The 21,820-nt window shown below is 71.9% G+C and carries 17 protein-coding genes; 8 read left to right on the top strand and 9 right to left on the bottom strand.

Annotation, left to right across the window (positions count from 1 at the left end; translation table 11 throughout):
* Complete coding sequence (locus tag ABZ406_RS08295) at positions 1-1,920, top strand: helix-turn-helix domain-containing protein (protein ID WP_357757209.1); 1,920 nt, start codon at positions 1-3, stop codon at positions 1,918-1,920.
* 53 nt (positions 1,921-1,973) lie between these two features.
* Here ABZ406_RS08295 and ABZ406_RS08290 read toward each other — a convergent pair whose 3' ends face one another.
* From ABZ406_RS08290 to ABZ406_RS08280, 3 genes are all read right to left on the bottom strand, one after another.
* Positions 1,974-2,582: a TetR/AcrR family transcriptional regulator gene (locus ABZ406_RS08290; protein ID WP_357757206.1), complete on the bottom strand. Its 609-nt coding sequence runs from the start codon at positions 2,580-2,582 to the stop codon at positions 1,974-1,976.
* 11 nt (positions 2,583-2,593) lie between these two features.
* Positions 2,594-4,162, bottom strand: coding sequence for an MFS transporter (locus ABZ406_RS08285; RefSeq protein WP_357757305.1), 1,569 nt, complete (start codon positions 4,160-4,162; stop codon positions 2,594-2,596).
* An 84-nt stretch (positions 4,163-4,246) separates the two neighbouring features.
* Positions 4,247-4,918: a transcriptional regulator gene (locus ABZ406_RS08280; protein WP_357757203.1), complete on the bottom strand. Its 672-nt coding sequence runs from the start codon at positions 4,916-4,918 to the stop codon at positions 4,247-4,249.
* Between the two features lie 142 nt (positions 4,919-5,060).
* On the opposite strand from ABZ406_RS08280, the gene ABZ406_RS08275 reads away from it, so the two are divergent.
* Positions 5,061-5,918, top strand: a complete 858-nt coding sequence (locus tag ABZ406_RS08275; RefSeq protein ID WP_357757200.1) for an SPFH domain-containing protein — start codon at positions 5,061-5,063, stop codon at positions 5,916-5,918.
* 141 nt (positions 5,919-6,059) lie between these two features.
* Positions 6,060-6,347, top strand: coding sequence for a hypothetical protein (locus ABZ406_RS08270; protein WP_357757197.1), 288 nt, complete (start codon positions 6,060-6,062; stop codon positions 6,345-6,347).
* A gap of 119 nt (positions 6,348-6,466) precedes the next feature.
* Here the strand turns inward: ABZ406_RS08270 and ABZ406_RS08265 are convergent, their stop codons facing one another.
* From ABZ406_RS08265 to ABZ406_RS08255, 3 genes are all read right to left on the bottom strand, one after another.
* Positions 6,467-7,591, bottom strand: a complete 1,125-nt coding sequence (locus tag ABZ406_RS08265) for an alcohol dehydrogenase catalytic domain-containing protein (protein WP_357757195.1) — start codon at positions 7,589-7,591, stop codon at positions 6,467-6,469.
* Positions 7,588-9,042 (bottom strand): aldehyde dehydrogenase family protein, encoded by a 1,455-nt coding sequence (locus ABZ406_RS08260; protein WP_357757192.1) that lies wholly within the window; start codon positions 9,040-9,042, stop codon positions 7,588-7,590. The genes ABZ406_RS08265 and ABZ406_RS08260 overlap by 4 nt, the downstream gene beginning before the upstream one ends.
* Before the next feature lie 62 nt (positions 9,043-9,104).
* A complete protein-coding gene (locus ABZ406_RS08255) occupies positions 9,105-9,761 on the bottom strand; it encodes a TetR/AcrR family transcriptional regulator C-terminal domain-containing protein (protein ID WP_357757189.1) in 657 nt (218 codons plus the stop codon).
* Positions 9,762-9,946: 185 nt separating this feature from the next.
* Here ABZ406_RS08255 and ABZ406_RS08250 point away from each other — a divergent pair, with 185 nt between their 5' ends.
* Positions 9,947-11,119: an acyl-CoA dehydrogenase family protein gene (locus ABZ406_RS08250; RefSeq protein WP_357757186.1), complete on the top strand. Its 1,173-nt coding sequence runs from the start codon at positions 9,947-9,949 to the stop codon at positions 11,117-11,119.
* Between the two features lie 63 nt (positions 11,120-11,182).
* Here the strand turns inward: ABZ406_RS08250 and ABZ406_RS08245 are convergent, their stop codons facing one another.
* Entirely contained in the window at positions 11,183-12,220 is a 1,038-nt protein-coding gene (locus ABZ406_RS08245) for an aminotransferase class V-fold PLP-dependent enzyme (RefSeq protein ID WP_357757183.1), read from the bottom strand.
* Positions 12,221-12,509: 289 nt separating this feature from the next.
* Positions 12,510-14,693 carry an FUSC family protein gene (locus ABZ406_RS08240; RefSeq protein ID WP_357757181.1) on the bottom strand — a complete coding sequence of 728 codons (2,184 nt, stop codon included), beginning with the start codon at positions 14,691-14,693 and terminating at the stop codon, positions 12,510-12,512.
* 363 nt (positions 14,694-15,056) lie between these two features.
* Between ABZ406_RS08240 and ABZ406_RS08235 the strand changes: the two genes are divergently transcribed.
* On the top strand, positions 15,057-15,917 hold the full coding sequence (locus ABZ406_RS08235) for a DUF4231 domain-containing protein (protein WP_357757179.1): 861 nt from the start codon (positions 15,057-15,059) through the stop codon (positions 15,915-15,917).
* Positions 15,918-16,079: 162 nt separating this feature from the next.
* On the opposite strand, the gene ABZ406_RS08230 is transcribed toward ABZ406_RS08235, so the two are convergent.
* Positions 16,080-17,462: a cation:dicarboxylase symporter family transporter gene (locus ABZ406_RS08230; RefSeq protein WP_357757176.1), complete on the bottom strand. Its 1,383-nt coding sequence runs from the start codon at positions 17,460-17,462 to the stop codon at positions 16,080-16,082.
* A gap of 82 nt (positions 17,463-17,544) precedes the next feature.
* Between ABZ406_RS08230 and ABZ406_RS08225 the strand changes: the two genes are divergently transcribed.
* The 3 genes from ABZ406_RS08225 to abc-f all read left to right on the top strand — a co-directional run bounded on the left by ABZ406_RS08225 (position 17,545) and on the right by abc-f (position 21,803).
* Positions 17,545-19,137, top strand: a complete 1,593-nt coding sequence (locus ABZ406_RS08225; RefSeq protein ID WP_357757174.1) for a sensor histidine kinase — start codon at positions 17,545-17,547, stop codon at positions 19,135-19,137.
* Entirely contained in the window at positions 19,134-19,829 is a 696-nt protein-coding gene (locus ABZ406_RS08220) for a response regulator (RefSeq protein ID WP_357757171.1), read from the top strand. The genes ABZ406_RS08225 and ABZ406_RS08220 overlap by 4 nt, the downstream gene beginning before the upstream one ends.
* Before the next feature lie 336 nt (positions 19,830-20,165).
* Positions 20,166-21,803, top strand: coding sequence for a ribosomal protection-like ABC-F family protein (abc-f, locus tag ABZ406_RS08215; protein ID WP_357757169.1), 1,638 nt, complete (start codon positions 20,166-20,168; stop codon positions 21,801-21,803).
* Positions 21,804-21,820: the final 17 nt, after the last annotated feature.

The raw sequence follows: 21,820 nt of genomic DNA, 5'->3' as shown, positions 1-21,820 counted from the left end.
ATGTCGACCATGTCTTCGCCGGTGGAGTTCCTGGAGCTGCTCGCCCGAGAGGCCGCGGCGGTCGAGTTCGAGGGACCGTTGGTGGCCGCGCGGGCCGCCGGGCTGCCGCCGGACCGGCTGGCCGAGCTGGAGCAGGCCAAGTCGGTGGCGTTGCGGGTCCGCGCGCTGCTGGAGCGTCGCCGCCGCCGGGAGAGCGAGCTGTCCGGCCTGTACGACACGGTCAGCGACCTGGCCGGGCTGCGCGACCTGGACGACGTGTTGCGGGCGATCGTGCACCGGGCCCGGCACCTGCTCGGCGCGGACGTGGCGTACATGACGCTCAACGACGACGAACACGGCGACACCTACATGCGGGTGACCGACGGGTCGGTCTCGGCCCGGTTCCAGCGGCTGCGGCTGCCGATGGGTGCCGGGCTCGGTGGCCTGGTGGCCCAGTCCGGCGCCCCGTACGTCACCGCCAACTACGGCGAGGACGCGCGCTTCCACCACACCGGCGAGATCGACGCCGGGGTGGGCGAGGAGGGTCTGGTGGCGATCCTGGGGGTGCCGCTGCGGCTCGGTTCGACCTCGATCGGGGTGCTCTACGCGGCCAACCGTTCGGCCCGGCCGTTCGTCCGGGAGGAGGTGGCGCTGCTGGTGTCGCTGGCCGCGCACGCCGCGGTGGCCATCGACACCGCCCGGCTGTTGACCGAGACCCAGTCGGCGCTGGCCGAGTTGTCGGCGGCGAACACCACCATCCGGGCGCACAGCAGCTCGGTGGAGCGGGCCGCGGCGGCCCACGACCGGATGACCGCGCTGGTGTTGCGTGGCGGCGGGGTGGAGGACGTCGCCGCCGCGGTGACCGAGGTGCTGGGCGGCGCGCTGCTGGCGCTGGACGCCGAGGGCCGCCTGCTGGCCCGGGTGGGTGAGATCGAGGAGCCGGACCGCGCGGACATCGTCGAGGCGGTGGCCGCGTCCCGGACCGAGGGGCGCAGCGTCCGCCGCGGCCCACTCTGGTACGCGGCGGTGGTGGCCGGCACGGAGAACCTGGGCGCGCTGGTGCTGCGCCCGGACGACGAGTTGGTCGACGCCGACCAGCGCATCCTGGAACGGGCCGCGTTGGTGACAGCGTTGCTGCTGCTGTTCCGCCGGACGGTAGCGGAGGCGGAGGGGCGGGTGCGTGGCGAGTTGCTGGACGACCTGATCGCCCGCCCGCTGCGCGACACTGACGCGCTGCGCAGCCGGGCCCGGCGGCTCGGGGTGGATCTGGACGCGCCGCACGTGCTGGTGGCGGTGGGCGACGACGCGATAGCCGCCACCGGTTCGGCTCGGCAGCGGGTGCTCTCGTGGGCCACCACGTACGCCTCGGCGCGCGGCGGCCTGGCCGCGGCGCGGGACGGCCGGGTGGTGCTGATGCTGCCGGGGTTGGACGCCGGTGGCAGCGCCCGCGCGGTGGCCCGGGACCTGTCCCGGGTGACCGGTCGACCGGTGACCGCCGGGGCGAGTGGCCCGTCGAACACTCCGTCGGCGCTGGCCGGGACGTTCCAGGAGGCGGACCGGTGCCTGACGGCGCTGGGCGCGTTGGGCCGTGCCGGGCAGGGCGCGAGCACAGTGGAGTTGGGCTTCGTCGGGTTGTTGTTGGGCACCGTCGGTGACCGGGGCGAGAAGGACGTGACCGATTTCCTCACCGCCACCGTCGGGCCGGTGCTCGACTACGACGCCCGGCGCGGTACGGCGTTGGTGAAGACGCTTGAGGCGTACTTCGGGGTGGGTGGCAGCCTGGCCCGCGCTGCCGAGCAACTGCACGTGCACGTCAACACGGTGACCCAGCGGTTGGAGCGGGTCGGGCAGTTGCTCGGCGTCGACTGGCAGCGGCCCGAGCGGGCGCTCGAGGTGCAGCTCGCGCTGCGGCTGCACCGGCTGCGGGCACCGGCCGGCTGACCGGCCGTCCGACGTCGGCGGGCATCTGACAACCGCCGACCGGACGCCCGGCGTCAGCGGGCCCTGATGCCCTCCAGCACGGCGTCGACGACCCGCTCGGGCAGGGACTGCTCGTCCAGATCCGGGTTCCACTGGAGCACCCGTTGGATCAGCATCGGCCCGGTGAGCAGCGCCATCGTCACCTCGACGTCGATGTCGGCGCGGAACATCCCCTCGTCGATGCCACGCCGCAGCACCTCGCGCATCAGCTGCCGCCGTGGCGAGATGATGTTCTGGTAGAGCTGGAACTGGTCGGCGCTGCGGTTCACGGCGGGCACCAGGCAGGGCATGATCTTGGCCGCTCGCGGGTCGACGTTCTTGCCGATCGCGCCGACGAGCAGCACCAGGTCGTCGCGGACGGAGTGACCCGCCGGCTGGGCCATGACGCCCTTGAGGCGGCGCAGCGCGTCCAGCAGCAACGCGTCCTTGCCGGCCCAGCGGCGGTAGATGGTGGCCTTGCCGACCCCGGCGCGGGTGGCGATCGCCTCGATCGAGAGCGCCTCGATGGTGCTGCCCTCGGCGAGAAGATCGAGGGTGGCCTCGATGATCGCCTCGTCGGCGCGGATGCTCCGTGGTCGCCCGGGCGACCGCGGAGCATCGGCAGTGGACGTCATGTCCGCCATTCTCGCCGAACCTACGCCGTGCCGGCCAGCTCAGGCTCGGCGACCGGAGCCGCCGGAGCGACGCTCGTGTCCTCCTTGCCCGGCATCCAGCGCAGCACCACGATGATCCCGAGTGCGGCGATCACCGCGGACAGCCCGGCCGCCCAGTGCATGGCGGTCACGAAGGCGTCGTTGGCCGCCGAGATCAGCCCCGGCGCCGCCGGGCCGAGCTGGCCCGCCGCCGCGTACGCCCCGGAGATCGACTCGTTGGCCGCGTCCTGGGCCTGCGTGGGCAGACCGGTGAGGGCGTCACCGATGTCGCTGCGGTAGACCGCGGACAGCACCGAGCCGAGGACTGCCACGCCGAGCGCGCCGGCCACCTGGCGGATGGTGTTGCTGACCGCGGAACCGACACCGGCCTTCTCCCGGGGCAGCGCCGACATGATCGACTCAGTGGCCGGCGGCATGATGTTCGCCATTCCGGCGCCCTGGATCAGGAAGACCAGCAGCACGATCCAGATCGGGGTGGAGGCGCCGATGAAGACGAACGCGCCGAGGGACACCACTGTCAGCAGCAGACCGACGGCGGCGACCGCCTTACCGCCGTAGCGGCGGACCATCGCGGCGCTGCGCGGCGCGAAGATCAGTTGAGCGCCGGCGAACGGCAGGAAGAGCAGACCGGTCTGCAGGGGGCTGTAGTCCCGCACGAGTTGCAGGTAGAACGAGCCGAAGAACATCGAGCCCATCGCGGCGAAGAACACCAGGCCGACGATGACGACCGGCGCGGCAAACCGGGGCACCTTGAACAGCCGGACGTCGAGCGACGGGTGGTCGCTGCGCCGCTCGTGCTGCACGAACCAGGCCAGCACCACGACGCCGGCCAGGATCGACCCCCAGGCCACCGGGCGGTCGAAGCCGTGCTCGCCGCCGTCGATGATGCCGTAGGAGAGGGCGACCAGGCCGACCACGGAGAGCAGCACGCCGAGCACGTCGATCCGGCCGGGCCGCGGGTCACGCGACTCGGGGACCAGCAGCGCCACCAGCACCACGCCGGCGGCGACCACCGGCACGTTGATCAGGAAGACCGAGCCCCACCAGAAGTGCTCCAGCAGCGCGCCGCCGAGGATCGGGCCGATCGCCACGGCGAGACCGACGGCGCCGGCCCAGACACCGATGGCCCGACCACGCTCGCGCGGGTCGAAGACGTTGGAGATGATCGACAGTGTCACCGGCATGATGGCCGCGCCGCCGACCCCCATCAGGGCGCGGGCACCGATGAGCTGTCCGGGGCTGTGGGCGTACGCGGAGAGCAGTGACGCCAGGCCGAACAGCACCAGGCCGATCATCAGGAAGCGTTTGCGGCCGGCGCGGTCGCCGAGCACCCCGAAGGTGAACAGCAGCCCGGCGAAGACGAGCGTGTAGGAGTTGATGGACCACTCCAGCTCGCCCTGGCTGGCGCCGAGGCCGTGCACCGGGTCGGCCAGGGTGCGGAGGGCGACGTTGAGGATCGTGTTGTCGAGGACGACCACGAGGAGGCTGATCACCAGCACCCCCAGGATCGCCCACCGCCTCGGGTGTCCGGTGTTGTTGTGCAGCTCCATGCCTTGCTTTCCCCCCACGCTGATCACCCGTGACGAAATACGATACGGGTCAGACTCGTAACGTGGGTCAGCCTACGACCCGCATTAACGATACGGCACCGATCCGTATCGTATGTGGTGGGCATCACGCCCGGGCACCGCCGCCAGGCAGGCGTGGACGGCCTCCGTCAACGTGCCGAGACGGATCGCCGGACGGCCCAGCGGCTCGATCCAGCCCGGCCCCGCCCCGTACACCCGAAGGAGCGGGAAGTCCCGGGCGAAGCGCACCAGGCGGTACGCGCGGCCGGTCAGCGGCGTCTGCGACCAGAGCACGACGGTGCGCGGGCGGGCCCGGTACACCGCGCTGGTGAGCGCGGACCAGGGCAGCACCGGGCCGAGATTCAGACAGCCGCGACCCTGCTCCCGCAGCGCGGCGGCGAGCGCCAGCAGACCCAGACTGTGCGCCTCCTTCTCGACGCCGGCCAGCAGCACCCCACCGGTGGGCAGCGACCGGCCCGGCTCCCGGCGGTACGCGTCCAACCCGACCCGGACGCCCTCGAAGAGGGCGTGCTCGACGACGATCTCGGCGGGGGTACGCCCCGACAGCCGGGCCAGCAGCGGACGGCAGACCTGCTCCCAGAGCGCCGGCACGCCCCACGCCTCGACCAACTCCAGCAGCACCGAGGCGACGCCGTTGGCGTCCAGGTCCTCGGCCGCGAGCGCCACCTGTTTGTGCGCGATCTCCACGACCTCGGCCGGCATCGGATCGGTCAACACCAGACGTACCCCCGGGTAGACGTTCTCTACCCGGGGTTTCGCTCGCAGGGCGCGCCGCGGATGCGCCCTCGCGGAATTTCCGCGACTTGACCGGACCCCCTAGGTTGATGATCCACACAGCCCATCGGAAGGTCCCCATCCCATGCCCGTCGGCTTCACCATGGCGATCGTCCTCGCCGTCGCCCTGGCGGTCAGCGCCGTCGTCGCTCTCCTCGCCCCCGCCCGACCGTTCAAGCGGATGGCCGCCCTCGCGGCGCTCGGCTTCCTCGCCCTCACGCTCGTGGTGGGCATCGCCTCCAGCGCCCACTCGGTGCCCATCCGCTCGGTCGGCATCGTCACCAGCTTCGGCAAACCCACCGGCAAGGTGACCGGCTCCGGCCTGAAATGGGTGGCGCCCTGGCAGAAGGTCGGCGAGTGGGACGCGGGCCGGCAGAAGTACGACCACATCGGCGGCGACAACTGCGTACGGGTGCGGACCGGCACCCTCGCCGACGCCTGCGTCGAGGTGCTCGTCGAATGGCAGGTCAAGCCGGAGAACGCGCCCAAGCAGTTCATGGACTACAAGGGCGACTTCGTCAGCTTCCGGGGTCAGCGGGTGGGTGTGCAGCTCGACAGTGCGGTCAACGACGCGTTCGCCGCGTACAACCCGCTGGAGAAGATCGACGCCCGGACCGGTGACCTCAACGTGGACCTGAAGCCGTTCGCCGCGAACATCAAGACGAGCGCGGAGACCCGCCTCGCCACGGACGTGGACATCCTCTCGGTGACCATCACCCGGGTGAACCACGACGACAAGACCGAGGGCAACATCAAGGCGTTCCAGGACAAGCTGGCGCAGACCCGCAACCTGGAGCAGGACCGCAAGAACGCCGAGATCTCCAAGCAGATCAGCGAGACCAACGCCACTGTCGACAAGGTGACCCGCTGCCTGGAGATCGCGGAGAAGAACGGCGCCAACCCGGGGCTCTGCATCAACCCGGGCATCGTCACCGGCAAGTGACACGCAGTCAGGTGGACTGACGGGGGTGGCCAGAAGGGTTACCGTCGGCCGGGAGGAAGTGGAGCAGCAACCCGACAGAATTGCCGCCACGGGCAACTGTGGTGCCCGGATTCGGCTTCGTCCGGGTTAGCCTTGACGCATATGGCTACCTTTCGCAGCGCCTCAGTGCTCCTTTCCTCAGACGGCACCAGGACCCCCGGCACCGCCGCGCTCTTCGCCGAGCCGGCCCGTCGGGGCGGGCCCGCTCCGTGGGCTGGTGACTTCCGCCCCGCCAACAGCGCCGGCAACGGCCCCAAGAACGCGGTTGGAAAGACCTTTACCCTGGAGTTGCCCGACGGCAGCACCGGCAAGGTCGTGGTCCAGGGCCTCAAGAGCGGCAAGGGCGGCGTCGTCCTGGCGCTGATGGGCGAGGACGCCCCGCCCTTCTGACCAGTCGCACGGCTCGCGTCACCCGGGACGCCCAGGTCGACCCCGCTCGGGGTCAGCCCGGGCGCCCGGCGGACGACGCCGTGACCGACCGCGCGGCGTACCCCCGGCGGGCCGCCAGCTCAGTCCAGGGTGACCACCCAGCGGGCACCCTCGCCCCGGGCCAACCGGTCGAACGCGGCCGGCGCCTCCTCCAGGCTCACCACCCCGCTGACCAGCGGGGTCAGGCCCAGCGTGCCGTCGAGCGCGGCCTCGGCCAGCACCGGCACCTCCCGGTCCGGGTCGGACGAGCCGTACACCGAGGAGCGCAGGGTGCGCGCGGAGTGGAAGATGTCCAGCGCGCCGAGGCTGACCATGTCGTCCTTCGCGCCCATCCCGACCACTGTCACCGCTCCCCCGCGCCGGGTGAGGCGCCAGGCGGCCCGGATGGTGGCGGCGCGACCGACACACTCGAAGGCGTGGTCGACGCCGCGACTCTCGGTGCGCGCCCGCACCTCCTTCGAGAGCCGGTCGTCGGAGAGCAGGAAGTCGGTCGCCCCGGCCGCGAGCGCCAGGTCCCGCTTCGCCTCGGAAACGTCGATGGCCAGGATCGTCGTGGCACCGGCCCGGCGGGCCGCGCTGAGTACGGCGAGCCCGACCCCACCGAGCCCGACGACAGCCACCGACTCGCCGGGGGCCACCCGTGCGGTGTTCCGGACCGCGCCGACACCGGTGAGCACCGCGCAACCGAGCAGTGCGGCCTGCTCGGGCGGCAACCCGGCGGGGATCGGGATGACGGCACGTTCGGGTACGACCACCGCCTCGGCGAGCGCGCCGAGGCCCAGGGTCAGATGCAGCGGAACCCCGTCGTCGGTCTCGCCGCGCGGCACCGTCGGGGCCGTGGTGTCGGCGCAGAGCCACGGCTCGCCGCGCCGACACCACCAGCAGGTTCGGCAGGCCGGCGCCCAGTTGAGTACGACCGGGGTGCCGACCGTCAGGTGGCTGCCCGGCCCGACCTCGGCCACCAATCCGGTCGCCTCGTGCCCGAGCACCAGCGGGAACCTCGCGGCGAGGGTGCCGTTGACCATGGACAGGTCGGAGTGGCAGACCCCGGCCGCCCTGATCGTCACCCGCACCTCGCCGGGGCCGGGCGCGGGCAGGCGTACCCGCTCGACCCGAAGCTCGGCGCCGGACCCACGCGCGACCAGCGCACGAACGATGACCGGCGCGGACGCCGGCGCGGCCGGGGACAGTTCGGGGTCGGTCATCGCTGGATCGCCTTCAGCTCGCAGAACTCGGCCAGACCGTGCACGCCCAACTCCCGGCCCAGGCCGGACTGCTTGTAACCACCGAACGGGGCGAGCGGGTTGAACGGGGCGCCGTTGATGTCGACGGCACCGGTGCGGAGCCGTCGGGCCACCGCGAGCGCCGCGTCGGTGTCGGCGGACCAGACCGCGCCGGCCAGCCCGTACTTCGAGTTGTTGGCGATGGCGACCGCCTCGTCGGTGTCGTCGAACGGGATGACGGCGAGCACCGGGCCGAAGACCTCCTCCTGGGCGAGCGCGCTGTCGGGGTGCACGTCGGCGAAGACGGTCGGCGCGACGAAGTGCCCCCGGGCCGGCACCGGTGCGTCGGGCCCACCGACGACCAGCCGTGCGCCGTCGGCGAGGGCCCTGTCGATGTGGCCGCGCACCCGCTCGGCCTGGGCGGCGGAGACCAGCGGGCCGAGGCGGGTCGTCGGGTCGAACGGGTCGCCGAGTCGGTAGCCGGCCACCGCCGCGGTGATCAGGTGCAGGGCTTCGTCGTACCGGTCGCGGTGCACCAGCATGCGCGTCCACGCCGTGCAGGTCTGCCCGGAGTTGAGCAGGGCATTTCCGACGCCCACCTTGACGGCGGTGGCCAGGTCGGCGTCGGGAAGGATCACGTTCGCGGACTTGCCGCCCAACTCCAAAGCGACCCGGGCGATCCGGTCGGCGGCGAGCCGCATGATGCGCGCGCCGGTGGCGGTGGAGCCGGTGAACGAGACCAGGTCGACGTCGGGGTGCCCGGCGAGGGCCTCGCCGACCACCGGCCCGGTGCCCGGAACCAGGTTGAGCACCCCCGGCGGCAGTCCGGCCTCGCTGACGGCGTCGAAGAGCAGGTACGCGGTCAACGGGGTCAGCTCGCTGGGCTTGAGCACGACGGTGCAGCCGGCGGCCACAGCGGGTGCCAGCTTCGCCATCACCTGGTGCAGTGGGTAGTTCCACGGGGTGATCGCGGCGACCACGCCGATCGGCTCGCGGACGACGAGCGAGTTGCCGATGCTCTCCTCGACCGGTGCGTCAGCGGCGAGCGCGACGTGGTCGCGCAGCACTGTCAGCGGGAGCCCGACCTGCACCCGGGTGGCGAGCTTGAGCGGCGCGCCCAGCTCAACGGCGATAGTGCGGGCGAGGTCGTCGGCGCGGGCGGTGAGCGCCGTGTGCAGCCGGTCGAGGTGGGCGGAGCGCTCGGCGGGGGTGGTGGCCGACCAGGCGGGGAATGCGGCCCGGGCCGCAGCCACGGCGCGGTCCACGTCGGCCGCGGTGCCGGCCGGCACCTGCCCGACCCGCTCCCCGGTGCTCGGGTTCTCCACGTCGATCAGGTCGGCGTCGGCGGGCGACGTCCACTGCCCTCCGATGTGCAGGTGACGCCGGAGGCGCAGGGAGTCGGGCAGCTGCGACGGCGGGGCGGCGAGGTCCATGTCGTCCCTTCGGGGGTGGGCGATGGCGACGGGCGATGAAACTAGCGCTGGGAGTTTGGACGCTACCCGTTGGGCCGGGCGGACTCCACCGTGCCGACGGTGCCGGCGTAATCGGCGGCCAGACCGTGCAGCAGGGCGTCCAGGCCGAGGGCGAAGGCACCCTCGTCCACGCTCTGCTGGTGCTCGGCGAGCCGGTGCGCCTGACGCAGGTGCGGGTAGTGCGCCGCGTACAACTCCGGGTCCTCGACGAACCCGCGGGCGAACGAGCCGAGCGCCGACCCGGCCACGAAGTAGCGCAGCGCGGCGCCGATGTGAGTGGCGCGGGCCGGCGGCCACCCGGCCCGGACCAGGCCGCCGTAGACCGCGTCGGCCATGGCGAGGGCCGCCGGGCGACGGCCCGGCCCCTGCGCCAGGTAGGGCACGATATTCGGGTGCGCGGTGAGCGCCCGCCGGTACGACCAGGCCCAGTCGCGCAGTGCGACGACCCAGTCCCGGCTGGCGAAGCCACTGGTGTCGACGGCCCCGGTGACCGTGTCGGCGACCGCGTCGAGGATGTCGTCCTTGGTGGCGAAGTGGTTGTAGAGCGAGGGGCCCTGCACGCCGAGCGCGGCGGCGAGCCGGCGGGTGGAGAGCGCCCCGAGCCCGTCGGCGTCGATGAGCGCGAGTGCCGTCTCGACGATCAGGTCACGGGTGAGCAGCGGCCGTCGAGGTCGGGGCACGTCGGACCTCCTCGGTGTGCGGTGTCCCTACCCGTCGGAACCACCTGTTCACGCACCCTATCGGGGGCCGTGTGCGGGCAGGTGTCGGCACGAGGGGTCTGGACGGATGAAAACTTACACCGCTAGTTTAGAGATGACCGCTGCGGTACGCAGCGGCACACCACCACGCCGACCGAGGGGGAACCGTGGACTTCGCACTGTCCGACGAGGAACGCGCCGTCCGAGACACGGTGCGCGCGTTCATCACCCGCGAGGTGATGCCCCTGGAAGCGGAGGTGCTCCGCCGCGAACGGGCGCACCAGCCGGGCCTCGACCACTCCGAGGTGCGCGAACTGCAACTCAAGGCGCGCAAGTTCGGCTTCTGGGGCCTGGCCACCCCGGAGGAGTACGGCGGGATGAACCTGCCGGCCGTACTCCAGTCGTTGATCTGGACCGAGCTGGGCCGCACGTTCGTGCCGTTCCGCTTCGGCGGCGAGGCGGACAACATCCTGTTCCACGCCACCGAGGAGCAGAAGCGGGAGTTCCTCATCCCGACCATCGAGGGTGAGCGGCGCTCCTGCTTCGCGATCACCGAACCGGGCGCCGGGTCGGACGCGGCGAACATCCGGTTGTCCGCCCGCCGCGACGGCGACGACTGGGTCCTCGACGGCGAGAAGACCTTCATCACCGGCGGTCACGACGCGGACTTCGCCATCGTGGTCGCGGTGACCGACCGGGAGAAGGGCGCCCGCAACGGCGGCGCCACCGCGTTCCTGGTGGACCGGTCGATGGGTTGGCGTTCCGAGTTCATCCAGACGATGGGCGAGGGCGGGCCGGCGTCGCTCATCTTCGACGGCGTACGCGTGCCGCACCGCAACATCCTCGGCGAGATCGGGCAGGGCTTCACGCTCGGCATGGAGTGGATCGGCAAGGGCCGCTACACCATCCCGTCGCACGCCATCGGCATTGCCGAGCGGGTGTTGCAGATGGCCATCGAGTACGCCAACACCCGGGAGACCTTCGGCGCGAAGATCGGCACCAACCAGGCCATCCAGTGGATGATCGCCGACTCCGAGACGGAACTGGAGGCGGCCCGCTGGCTGGTGCTGCGCTCGGCGTGGACTGTCGACGCGGGCCTGGACCCCCGGCACGCCTCGTCGATGGGCAAGCTCTACGGCGCCGGCATGGTCAACCGGGTCGTCGACCGGGTGCTCCAGATCCACGGCGGCATGGGCTACACCCGGGAACTGCCGATCGAACGCTGGTACCGGCAGGTCCGGCTCTACCGGATCTTCGAGGGCACCGACGAGATGCAGCGGCTGATCATCTCTCGGGATCTGCTGCGCGGCTACACGAAGATCGGTGGCCACCTGGCCTGAGCCGGCTGATGGGTGCGGCCCGAGGACGGCCGGCTGCGCGGCCGGCCGTCCTCCGCGCCAGGTTCAGCCGGTCAACGCCGTCAGCGCGGCGTCCACGTCGGCCTCCGTCGAGTAGACGTGGAACGAGGCCCGGACCCGTCCGGCGCGCACCGCCGCCCGGATGCCGGCCGCCGCGAGGCGCCGCTCCGCGTCGGGCACGTCCACGCTGACGATGGCGCTGTCCCGCGGCGGCCGACCCAGCCCGGTCAGGAACCGGTTGGCAAGCGCCACGTTGTGCGCCCCGATCGCCGACACCCCGATCTCGGCGACCACCTCCAGGGCGGGCGCCGCCCCGACCCAGCTGAACCAGGCCGGCGAGATGTCGAACCGGCGGGCGTCGTCGGCCAGCCGCAGCGGCGGGCCGTAGTAGGAGGCGTGCGGGTCGCGGCCCGCGTACCAGCCGGCCGCGTCGGGGCGCAGCCGCTCACGCAACGCCGGAGCCAGATAGGCGTACCCGGTCCCGCGCGGATTCATCAGCCACTTGTAGCCGCCCACCGCCACCACGTCGGCCCGCCCGCCGTCGAACGGCAGCCAGCCGCACGCCTGGGTCGCGTCCACCGCCACCAGCGCGTCGTGCGCGCGGGCCGCGGCCACGATCTCGTCGTACGCCGCGACCGCCCCGTCGGCCGACTGCACCAGGCTGAACGCGACCAGGTCGGTGTCGGAGTCGATGGCGTCGACGAGAGAATCCAGCGGCACCGTGCGGACCGTGACGCCCCGCTCCCCCTGGACCAGCCACGGGAACAGATTCGAGGTGAACTCGACGTCGGGGACCACCACCGTGGCCCCGGCCGGCAGTGCCGCCGCGACCGGCGCGAGGAGCTGGGACACCGCCGCGCCGACGGCCACGTCACCGACCGGCACCCCGATGAGGCCGGCGAAGGCGACCCGGGCCCGGTGCGTCGACTCGCCCCAGCCCTCCCACGACGTACTACCGACCCGCCAGGCGGCGAGGGCGTCCTGCACCGCCGCCCACGCCGGCTCCGGCGGCAGCCCGTAGCTGGCGGTGTTCAACCAGCCCGGCTCCGGCTGCCACAGCTTCTGCGCCTGCTCGATCTCCATACCGTCGACGCTAGGCGGCGTGGCCACGAACGGGCACGACCAATCGGCGACCTGTGGCGCGCTCCCGAGGCTCCGAGCTGCGTCAGCAGGGCGTCAGTCCCTGAAGAGCGTGATGACTGTGAGGCATCACAATGACTCACAGTCATCACGCTCACGAGCACCCTGCCGGGCCGGGTGCGGTTGCTCAGTGAGCAGGGGCAGCTCACAGTCCGTCGATGGTCAGCCCGAGGACGGTCACCGTGACCTTGATCCAAGAGCGGCGAGCGGCGAGCGGCGACGACACGGCTCGTCAGTGCTTGCCGTGGTCGCCGGTCGGCCCGCCGACAGCGGGCAGGGGGATCCGGGCGAGACTGTCGGCGAGGCCGGTGAGCCACCTGTCGACCTCGATCAGGTGCCGGACCGGCTGACGTTCGGCCTCACCGAGGAGCGGACGGATCCGGTCCAGCTGGTCGAGGCAGGTGCTCGAGACCGGTGTCCGGGGCGACGTCCGGCCGTGGCCGACCTCGTCGGCCAGGGCGTCGTACGCCGATCGCAGGCGCCCGGCGGAGTCCCGCAGCAGGGCCGCCGCCTCGGGCCAACCGGCGAGGCAGCCGGGCGGGTTGCGGCGCAGCAGCGACTCCGCGCCCGGGACGACATGGTGCCCGGTGCTCAGGACGGCATCCCAGTTCACCCGCTGGCGGTGCGGATCGTGCCGCTCCGCGTGGTACTGGCAGTACGACGAGTCGATCAGGACCATCCGCCGACGGACCCGGCGGAGGGCTCCCTCGGGAGCCGGGGCGTCGCCGAGCACCGCCTGGATCGTCTGTTCGACAGCGTCCGCGCTGGCCGTGAGGTAGCGGGTGGCGTTGTGCCGCAGGTCGTGGTCCGCGCCGCGGGGCCACATGGCCACCCCGGCGAGTACGCCGATCACCGCGCCGAGCAGCACGTCGACGAGGCGAGCCTCGGCGAGCCGCCACCCGGCCGGGCTGAGCTGGGCGAAGACGACGGTCAGCAGCAGCGTGAACAGTGCCTGCTGCCACACCGGACCGAGGAGGCGACCGACGCCGAACGCCAGCAGCAGGGTGACCGGCAGGACGACTGCGTACACGATCGGCTCGTCGACGACGAGCATCACCCCGCCGCTGACCACCGCGCCGACGATGGTGCCCAGCACGGCCGGCCGCAGTGCCATGCGGGTGTCGGCGGCCGAGGTGCGCAGAACCGTGAGGGTGGCCAGCAGCACCCAGAAGCCGTGGGTCAGCTGCAGCAGCCCGGCGGCGACCCGGGCGATGGAGAGCGCCACGGCCAGCCGCAGTGAGCTGTGCAGGTGCGCCGAGCGCGGCGCCAGGTGTGAGCGGAACTGCCACCAGTACAGCGTCCACGGGCTGCGGCGGGTGTACTCGAACAGCTCCGACGAGGCGTCGGCGCCGTCGAGCGGCGCCCCGGTGGCCACCCGGCAACCGACGGCGAGGACCCGCACCCGGTCCGCGAGGGCCAGCGCCGTCGCGTCCCGACACAACCGGGGTACGTCCGGCGCGTCGCGGCCCTCGCCCACGGGGTACGCCGACTCGGCTCGTCCGACCGCGACGTCCAGGTCGGCGGGCACCACCGCCGGGGCTCCCGGCGACAGGCTCCGGCCGGCTGCGCGGGTGGTGTCCGCGCAGCAGCGCAGCAGACGCGCCGCCGCCAGATCAGCAATGGGCTCCGGTGGGGCGTCCGCCACCAACCGGTCGGCCTCGGCGAGCACCTCCCGTAACGCGGCCGCGCTGATCCGCAACGCCCGGTCCTGGGCGCCCGCCGCGGTGGGCGCCAGCGCCGGAGGGCTGCGGTTCAACTCGATCGCCGCCACCAGGTCGTACGCCCGCTCGCGCCGGGCGTCCCGATCACCCGCGGCGGCGGGCGGGGCGGTCAACCTCCCGGCGGCGGCGTCGAGGAAGGAGGCGACGCCGTCAGCCGCCTCGGCGAGGCGCTGCCGGTACGAGACCGGCACCGGGTCGGGCCAGAGGAACACCTCGGCCACGGCGAGCAGCACGACGGCGAGCGTCACCCCACCGAGTCGTGCCGGCAGGGCGTCCGGCTGGTACGGCGGGAACGACGCCAGGATGTAGAAGAGTTGGAACGCGCTGGCCAACCCCACCAGGCGCGGGTTGCCGACCCCGGCGAACGCCACCACGAACCCGACGACAAGCATCCCACCGGCGGCCGCCCACGTGCTCCACGCCAACAGTGAGCCCACCGCGATCAGCGCCCACACCGCCGGCAGCGACACCACGAGGATCCGTGCCCGTTGCGGCGCCGGACCGGGCAACTGGGCGAACGACCCGGCGGCGATCGTGCCGAACAGCCCGTAGGTGGCGAGTGTCGAGCTGCCCACTCCGTACCGGCAGCCGTAGAAGACGACTGACGCGACGAGCGTCAGTCGGGCCGCGCGTCGCAGGATGGCGTCGCCGGGGTCACGGCGGCGAAGCCGGCCCAGGAGGCTGGTTCCGAGCACTACCGCTCCCCCGGTTCGTCGCAGCGCCCCTCCCCGGCCCACCATTTTCCACGGCGCCCCGGCGGGAACGGCGGGTTCGGCGACGAATCACCCCCGAAAACGCCCAGCAGACCACCCGCAACGGGCGGTCCGCCGCAGGGCCTCCCCAACCAGCCCCGACCCGATTGATCAAGGGCTTTGCGTCACCGTATCGGCGTGTCGTGACCGAAACCTCTTGATCAACCAGGTGGGGGGTGGGGTGGGGGTGGTGGGGAGCTTTGGGGGGTGGACTTGGGTGTCTACTGTCTACAGCGCCTGCGTACCCGGGGGCCCCGGTGCACGCCCTGGACGTTCCGTCGAGAGGTCAACGCCATGCTGACGGCCGTGGATCTTCCCCCGTTTCAGCGCGCCGTGTCCGACGAGTCGCAGCGCGGCCAGCGCGTCTACGCGACAGTGATCGCACTGCGGCTGTCCCTGCTCCTGGTCGCCGCGGTGGCGGGAGTCGCCACCTGGAAACTCGACGACTTCAGTCTGGGCCCGGCGCTCGCCGCGGGCGCGTTCGCCGCCACCTCGATAGTCGAGGTCTTCCTACTCACCAGTCGTCCCGACGAACGGTGGTACGTCGGCAGGGCGCTCTCCGAATCCGTCAAGTCGCTCACCTGGCGGTTCACCATCGCTGCGGATCCTTTTCCCCGGTCGCAGAGCGACTCGGAAAGCATCGAGGAATTCAGCAGCCGACTGTTGGGCCTGACCCGAGACATGTCGGCCGCTGGGTTGATGGCCCCGGCGATGGCCGGTCACCAGATCACCGAAGGAATGCGGGCACTACGGGCGACCTCCCTCGAGGAGCGCCGCGCCGCGTACGTGACCGGCCGCCTGGAGGCACAGCGAGCCTGGTACGCCGAACGATCGCTGTCGAACCGGACGCGGGCGACCCGGTGGTCGGTCACCATGCTCGTGCTGGAGATCGTCGGGGTGACCCTCGCCGTGTCGAGGGCCGCCGGGCTGACCGACCTCGATCTGCTCGGAGTGGCCGCCGCAGCGGTAGCGGCCGGCGCGGCCTGGACGCAGACGCGGCAACACAGCGCGGTGGCGACCGCCTACGCCCTGGCAAGTCAGGAGCTTGCCGCCATCGGGTCGCTGACCACCCGGATCACGTCGGAGGCGGAGCTGTCCCGGTTCGTGAATGACACCGAGACGGCGATCTCCAGGGAACACACCATGTGGCGGGCCCGCCGCCGCTGACACCTGGACACACCGGCCACCGCCCCTGATCAACTCGATTTTCATAAAGTCGCAGTGTGCGGGCGGCTCGGATGCCCCGATTTTCGGGAAGCGGAGTGGATCACTGCGTGGACCGGGTTCGTGGCGGCCGAGGCGCGCCACGAACCCGGTCCACGCAGTGAATCAGGCCGGGGCTCCGGCCGGCGCGGACTCTTTCTCGTCGGCGCGGGGCTCCGCCTCGTCGTCGTGCTCGTCGAGCATCGTCGCCTCGTCGAACGGGTCGTTGCCGCTCAGCACCGCTGCCGCCTGCTCCCGGTCGAACTCCCCGGTCCACGTTCCCACGAGAACGGTCGCCACCGCGTTGCCGGCGAAGTTGGTGAGCGCCCGGGCCTCCGACATGAACCTGTCGATGCCGACGATCAGCCCGACCCCGTCGACGAGGTCCGGCCGGTGTGACTGGAGGCCCCCGGCCAGCGTGGCGAGCCCCGCGCCGGTGACACCGGCAGCACCCTTCGACGCAATGATCATGAACAGCAGCAGCGAGATCTGCTCGCCGATGGCCAACGGCTTGCCCAGCGCGTCGGCGATGAACAGCGACGCCATGGTCAGGTAGATCGCCGTACCGTCCAGGTTGAACGAGTAACCGGTCGGCACCGTGATGCCGACGACCGGCTTGCTCACGCCGAAGTGCTCCATCTTGGCGATCAACCGCGGCAGCGCCGACTCCGACGACGAGGTGGACAGGATCAGCAGGAACTCCCGGCCCAGGTAACGCAGCAGCGAGAAGATCGAGACCCGGGCCACGAACCACAGCAGCGCGCCCAGGAAGACCAGCACGAAGATCAGGCAGGTGGCGTAGAAGCCCACCATGATCTGCGCGAGGCTCTTGAGGGCGTCCACGCCGGTCGCGCCGACCACTGCTGCCATCGCGCCGAACGCGCCGATCGGCGCCAGCCACATGATCATGGCGAGGACCTTGAAGACGACCCGCTGGATGACGGTGATGGCGCTGAGCACCGGCTCACCCCGCCGGCCCATGGCCTGCACGGCGAAGCCGACCAGCAGGGCGACGAGCAGCGTCTGGAGCACCTTGCCCTCGGTGAGTGAGGAGAGCAGCGTCGTCGGGATGATCCCGAGCAGGAACTCCGCCGTACCGCCGGCCTCGTCACCGGCGGCGGCCTTGCCGGAGCCGGCGAGGTCCGCGCCGAGGTTCAGGCCGGAGCCGGGGTGGATGAGGTTGCCGACGACCAGGCCGATGGCGAGCGCGACAGTCGACATGGTCAGGAAGTAGCCGAGGGCCAGGCCGCCGACCTTGCCGACCTTCGCGGCCTGCCGGACGGAGCCGACGCCGAGCACGATGGTGCAGAAGATGACCGGGCTGATCATCATCTTGATCAGGTTGACGAAGCCGGTGCCGATCGGCTTGAGTTCCTTGCCGAAATCGGGTGCGACCAGGCCGACCACGATGCCGGCGAACACGGCCACGATGACGGCCAGATACAGGTAACGGGTACGGTCCCGGCGGACCGCCGGGGCCGGGGTGGTGGCGGATGCGGTGGTGTCCATGTCGACAATGTGAAACGCGTCTCACCCGTTGACAGCCTTGCGGTCATTCTGTTCACCGCGAACGCGCGACGAGGAGGTGGTGGTGGAGGTGGCCCGACGCCAGTGGAGCATCGCCGGGCAGCTCTTCGCCCTCCAGGCGATGGTGGTGACGCTCCTCGTGCTGGCCGGCGCGGCGGGGGCCGTCTGGCTGGCCCGCAGCGACGCCCGCCAGGCCGCGCAGGAGGAGGTGCTCGCGGTGGCGCAGACAGTGGCCGGCTCCCCCGACGTCCGCGCGGCCCTCACCACCACCGACCCCGCGAGCATCCTCCAGCCGTACGCCGAATCGACCCGGCAGGCCACCGGCATCGACTTCGTGGTGGTGATGGCCCCCGACCGCACCCGCTTCTCGCACCCCACCAGGGAACGGATCGGCGAGCCGTTCGTCGGCGAGATCGGGCCCGCCCTGGCGGGCCACCCGTTCACCACCACGAACGTCGGGACGCTCGGCGAGTCGGTGCGCGCTGTCGTTCCCGTGTACGACGAGCAGCGACACCTCATCGGTCTGGTCTCGGTGGGCATCACCACCCGGGCGATCGACCGGAAGCTGCTCAGCCAGCTGCCTGTGCTCTTCGGGGTGGTCACGCCGGCTCTGGCGCTCGCCGCGACGGGATCGTGGCTGCTCAGCCGCCGGCTTCGTCGCCAGACGCACGGTCTGGGGCCGGCACAGATGACCAGGATGTACGAGTACTACGACGCCGTTCTGCACTCGGTGCGCGAGGGTCTCGTCGTGCTGACCACCGATCGTCGGGTGGCGCTGGTCAACGACGAGGGCCGCCGGCTGTTGGGGCTCGACGCGGACGCACCGGTGATCGACCAGCCGGTGGCCGGTATCGCTCTGCCCCCCGCCGCGGCCGAACTGCTCGACTCCGGGCGCGACGCCCGCGACGAGCCGATCCTCGCCGGTGACCGGGTGCTCGTCGCCAACCAGCTGACCACCCGCTTCGAGGGCGCTGTGCTCGGCACCGTGCTGACCCTGCGCGACCAGACCGAGCTGCGCACGCTGGCCAGCGAGCTGGATTCGGTGCGCGCGCTGACCGAGGCGTTGCAGGCGCAGACCCACGAGTCGGCGAACCGGCTGCACACAGTGCTGACCCTGGTGGAGCTGGGCCGCGCCGACGAGGCGGTCCGGCTCGGCACCAGGGACCTGGTCCTCGCCCAACAACTGACTGACCGGGTGGTCGGCGCGGTGACCGAACCGGCGTTGGCGGCTCTGCTGCTGGGCAAGTCCGCGCAGGCCGGCGAGCGTGGGGTGGACCTGGTCATCGAGCCCGACTGCCACCTCGACGACAGTCCCCTGCCGACCGGCGACCTGCTCACCGTGGTCGGCAACCTGGTCGACAACGCGCTGGAGGCGGTGGCCGGCACGCCGGCCCCACGCCGGGTGCGGGTCTTCGTCGGTACGACAGACGACGAGCTGGTGGTCCGGGTCGCCGACAGCGGCCCCGGGCTGGCGCCCGAGCGGGTGGCCGACGCGTTCCGGCGCGGGTGGTCCACCAAGAGCACCGGCCGTGGCCTCGGCCTGGCGCTCGTCGGGCAGGTGGTACGCCGGCACGGCGGCAGCGCCGAGGTGGGTCGCTCGGAGGACGGCGGCAGCCTGTTCACCGTCCGACTGCCGGGCAGGATCGAGCCGTCATGACCGACATCCGCGTGCTGGTCGTCGAGGACGAACCGCTGCTGGCCGAGGCGCACAGCGCGTACGCCGAACGGGTTCCCGGTTTCGTGGTGGTCGGGGTGGCGCACACCGCACGGGCGGCGATGGCGGCCCTGCGCGCCAATGACGGCGGCGACGTGGACCTCGTACTCCTTGATTTTCGGCTGCCCGACCTGCACGGCCTGGACGTCTGCCGGGCGCTGCGCGCGGCCGGCAGCAGCGTCGACGTGCTCGCGGTGACCTCCGCGCGGGACCTGGCGGTGGTGCGCACCGCCGTGTCCCTCGGGGTGACGCACTACCTGCTCAAACCGTTCACGTTCGCCGCGTTCCGCGACAAGCTGGAGCGGTACGCCGACTACCGCGCCCAGGCGCTCGCCGACGGCGAGGTCGCCGCCCAGCACGAGGTGGACCAGATGTTCGCCACCCTGCGCGGCACCGCCGGGCACAGCCTGCCCAAGGGGCTCGACGCGCAGACCCTCGATCGGGTACGCGCCGCACTCACCGACGGCACCCGCGTGGAGGCCGGGCTGTCCGCGACCGAGGTGAGCGCGCTGACCGGCATGTCCCGGGTGACCGCCCGCCGCTACCTGGAGTATCTGGTGACCGTCGACCGGGCCGCCCGGTCCTCCCGCTACGGGACCCCCGGCCGCCCCGAGGTCGAGTACCGACCCCGCTGAGCCCCGCGCCAACCTCGCCGATCTTGCACTTTCTGTCGAGACTACTGACCACAAGAACGACATTTCGTCAGCAGTAATTGCAAGATCGCCGGGGTGGCCGGAAACTCGGTGGCGGGGTGAAGATCCGTTGTTAGACTCGGCGGAGTTGGGTTAACGGTACGACCAGGGAGACCAGACATGGCGGGTGACGACGACATCTCCGGGTGAGACCGGACATGTTCGGCCATCGGTGCGGCGCGCGTAGACGCAGCCGCCGTGGCCGTGACGTCGTTTCACCGGTTCCCGTTGTCGTCGGGCGGCTCCGGCACGCCCGCCCCACCCTTTGAGGTCACTCGCATGTCTGATGCGTTCATTGTCTGCTCGAATCTGTCCTTCTCCTGGCCGGACGACACCCCGGTCTTCGCGGAGCTGTCCTTCACCGTGCCGGGCGGGCGCACCGGCCTGGTCGCGCCCAACGGCGCCGGTAAGAGCACCCTGCTGCGACTGATCGCCGGGGAGCTGCGGCCCAGCGGCGGCAGCGTCACCGTCGACGGTGTGCTCGGCTACCTCCCGCAGACGTTGCCGCTGGTCGGCGACCTGACCGTGGCGCAGGTGCTGGGCGTGGCCGAACGGATCGGAGCGCTGCACGCCATCGAGGCCGGCGATGCCGGCGAGGAGCACTTCGCCACCATCGGCGACGACTGGGACATCGAGGAACGCACCCGTGCCGAGCTGGACCGGCTCGGCCTTGGTGAGCTGGAACTCGACAGGCGGCTGCACACCCTCAGCGGGGGCCAGGTGGTCTCCCTCGGTCTGGCGGCCCAACTGCTGCGCCGCCCGGACGTGCTGCTGCTCGACGAGCCGACCAACAACCTGGACGTGGTGACCCGGCACAAGCTGTACGACGTGCTGACCGAATGGTCCGGGTGCCTGCTGCTGGTCAGCCACGACCGGGAACTGCTGGACCGGATGGACCGCATCGCCGAGCTGGACCAGGGCGAGATCCGCTGGTACGGGGGCAACTTCACCGCGTACACCGAGGCGGTGCAGGCGGCGCGGGAGGTGGCCGAGAGCAACCTGCGCAACGCCGAGCAGGAGGTCAAGCGGGAGAAACGGGAGATGCAGCAGGCCCGGGAGCGGGCCGACCGCCGGGCCAGCAACGCCTCGAAGAACCTGAAGAACGCCGGCCTGGCCCGGATCGTCGCCGGTGGGCTCAAGCGGAGCGCACAGGAGTCGGCGGGCAGGGCGCAGGAGACCCACTCGTCCCGGCTCGGTCAGGCCAAGGCGCGGCTCGACGAAGCCGGCCGGGCGGTACGCGACGAGGACCGGATCGTCGTGGATCTTCCGGACACCACAGTCCCCGGCGGGCGCACCGTCTTCTCCGGCCACGGGATGCGGGCCCGCTTCGACGACCGGGAGCTGTTCGGCGGCGACGGTGCCGAACTGGTGATCCGGGGGCCGGAACGGATCGCGCTCACCGGGGCGAACGGCGTCGGCAAGTCCACACTGCTGCGGCTGGTGCAGGGTGACCTGGAACCGTCCGGCGGTGAGTTGAAGCGCGGCGACGGGCGGATCGCGTACCTGTCGCAGCGGCTGGACCTGCTGGACCTCGACCGCACGGTGGCGGAGAACTTCGCCGCGTACGCACCGAACCTGCCGGACGCCAAGCGGATGAACCTGCTCGCCCGGTTCCTGTTCCGGGGCGCCCGGGTGAACCTGCCCGTCGGGGTGCTGTCCGGGGGCGAGCGGCTGCGCGCCACCCTCGCCTGTGTGCTGTGCGCCGAACCGGCGCCGCAACTGCTGCTGCTCGACGAGCCGACGAACAACCTGGACCTGGTCAGCGTCGGTCAGTTGGAGAGCGCGCTGTCGGCGTACCAGGGGGCGTTCGTCGTGGTCAGCCACGACGAGCGGTTCCTCGCCGAGATCGGCGTGCAGCGGTGGTTGCGGCTGGCCGACGGCCAGTTGCGGGAGATCAGCGCCCCCGAGCGGGGCTGAGCCCGGCGGTCCGGCCG

Origin of the sequence: Micromonospora sp. NPDC005710 (assembly GCF_040630995.1) — a bacterium.
GTDB lineage: Bacteria > Actinomycetota > Actinomycetes > Mycobacteriales > Micromonosporaceae > Micromonospora.
Note: the sequence above shows the minus strand (reverse complement) of the source record. Positions and strands in the feature narration are given on the sequence as shown.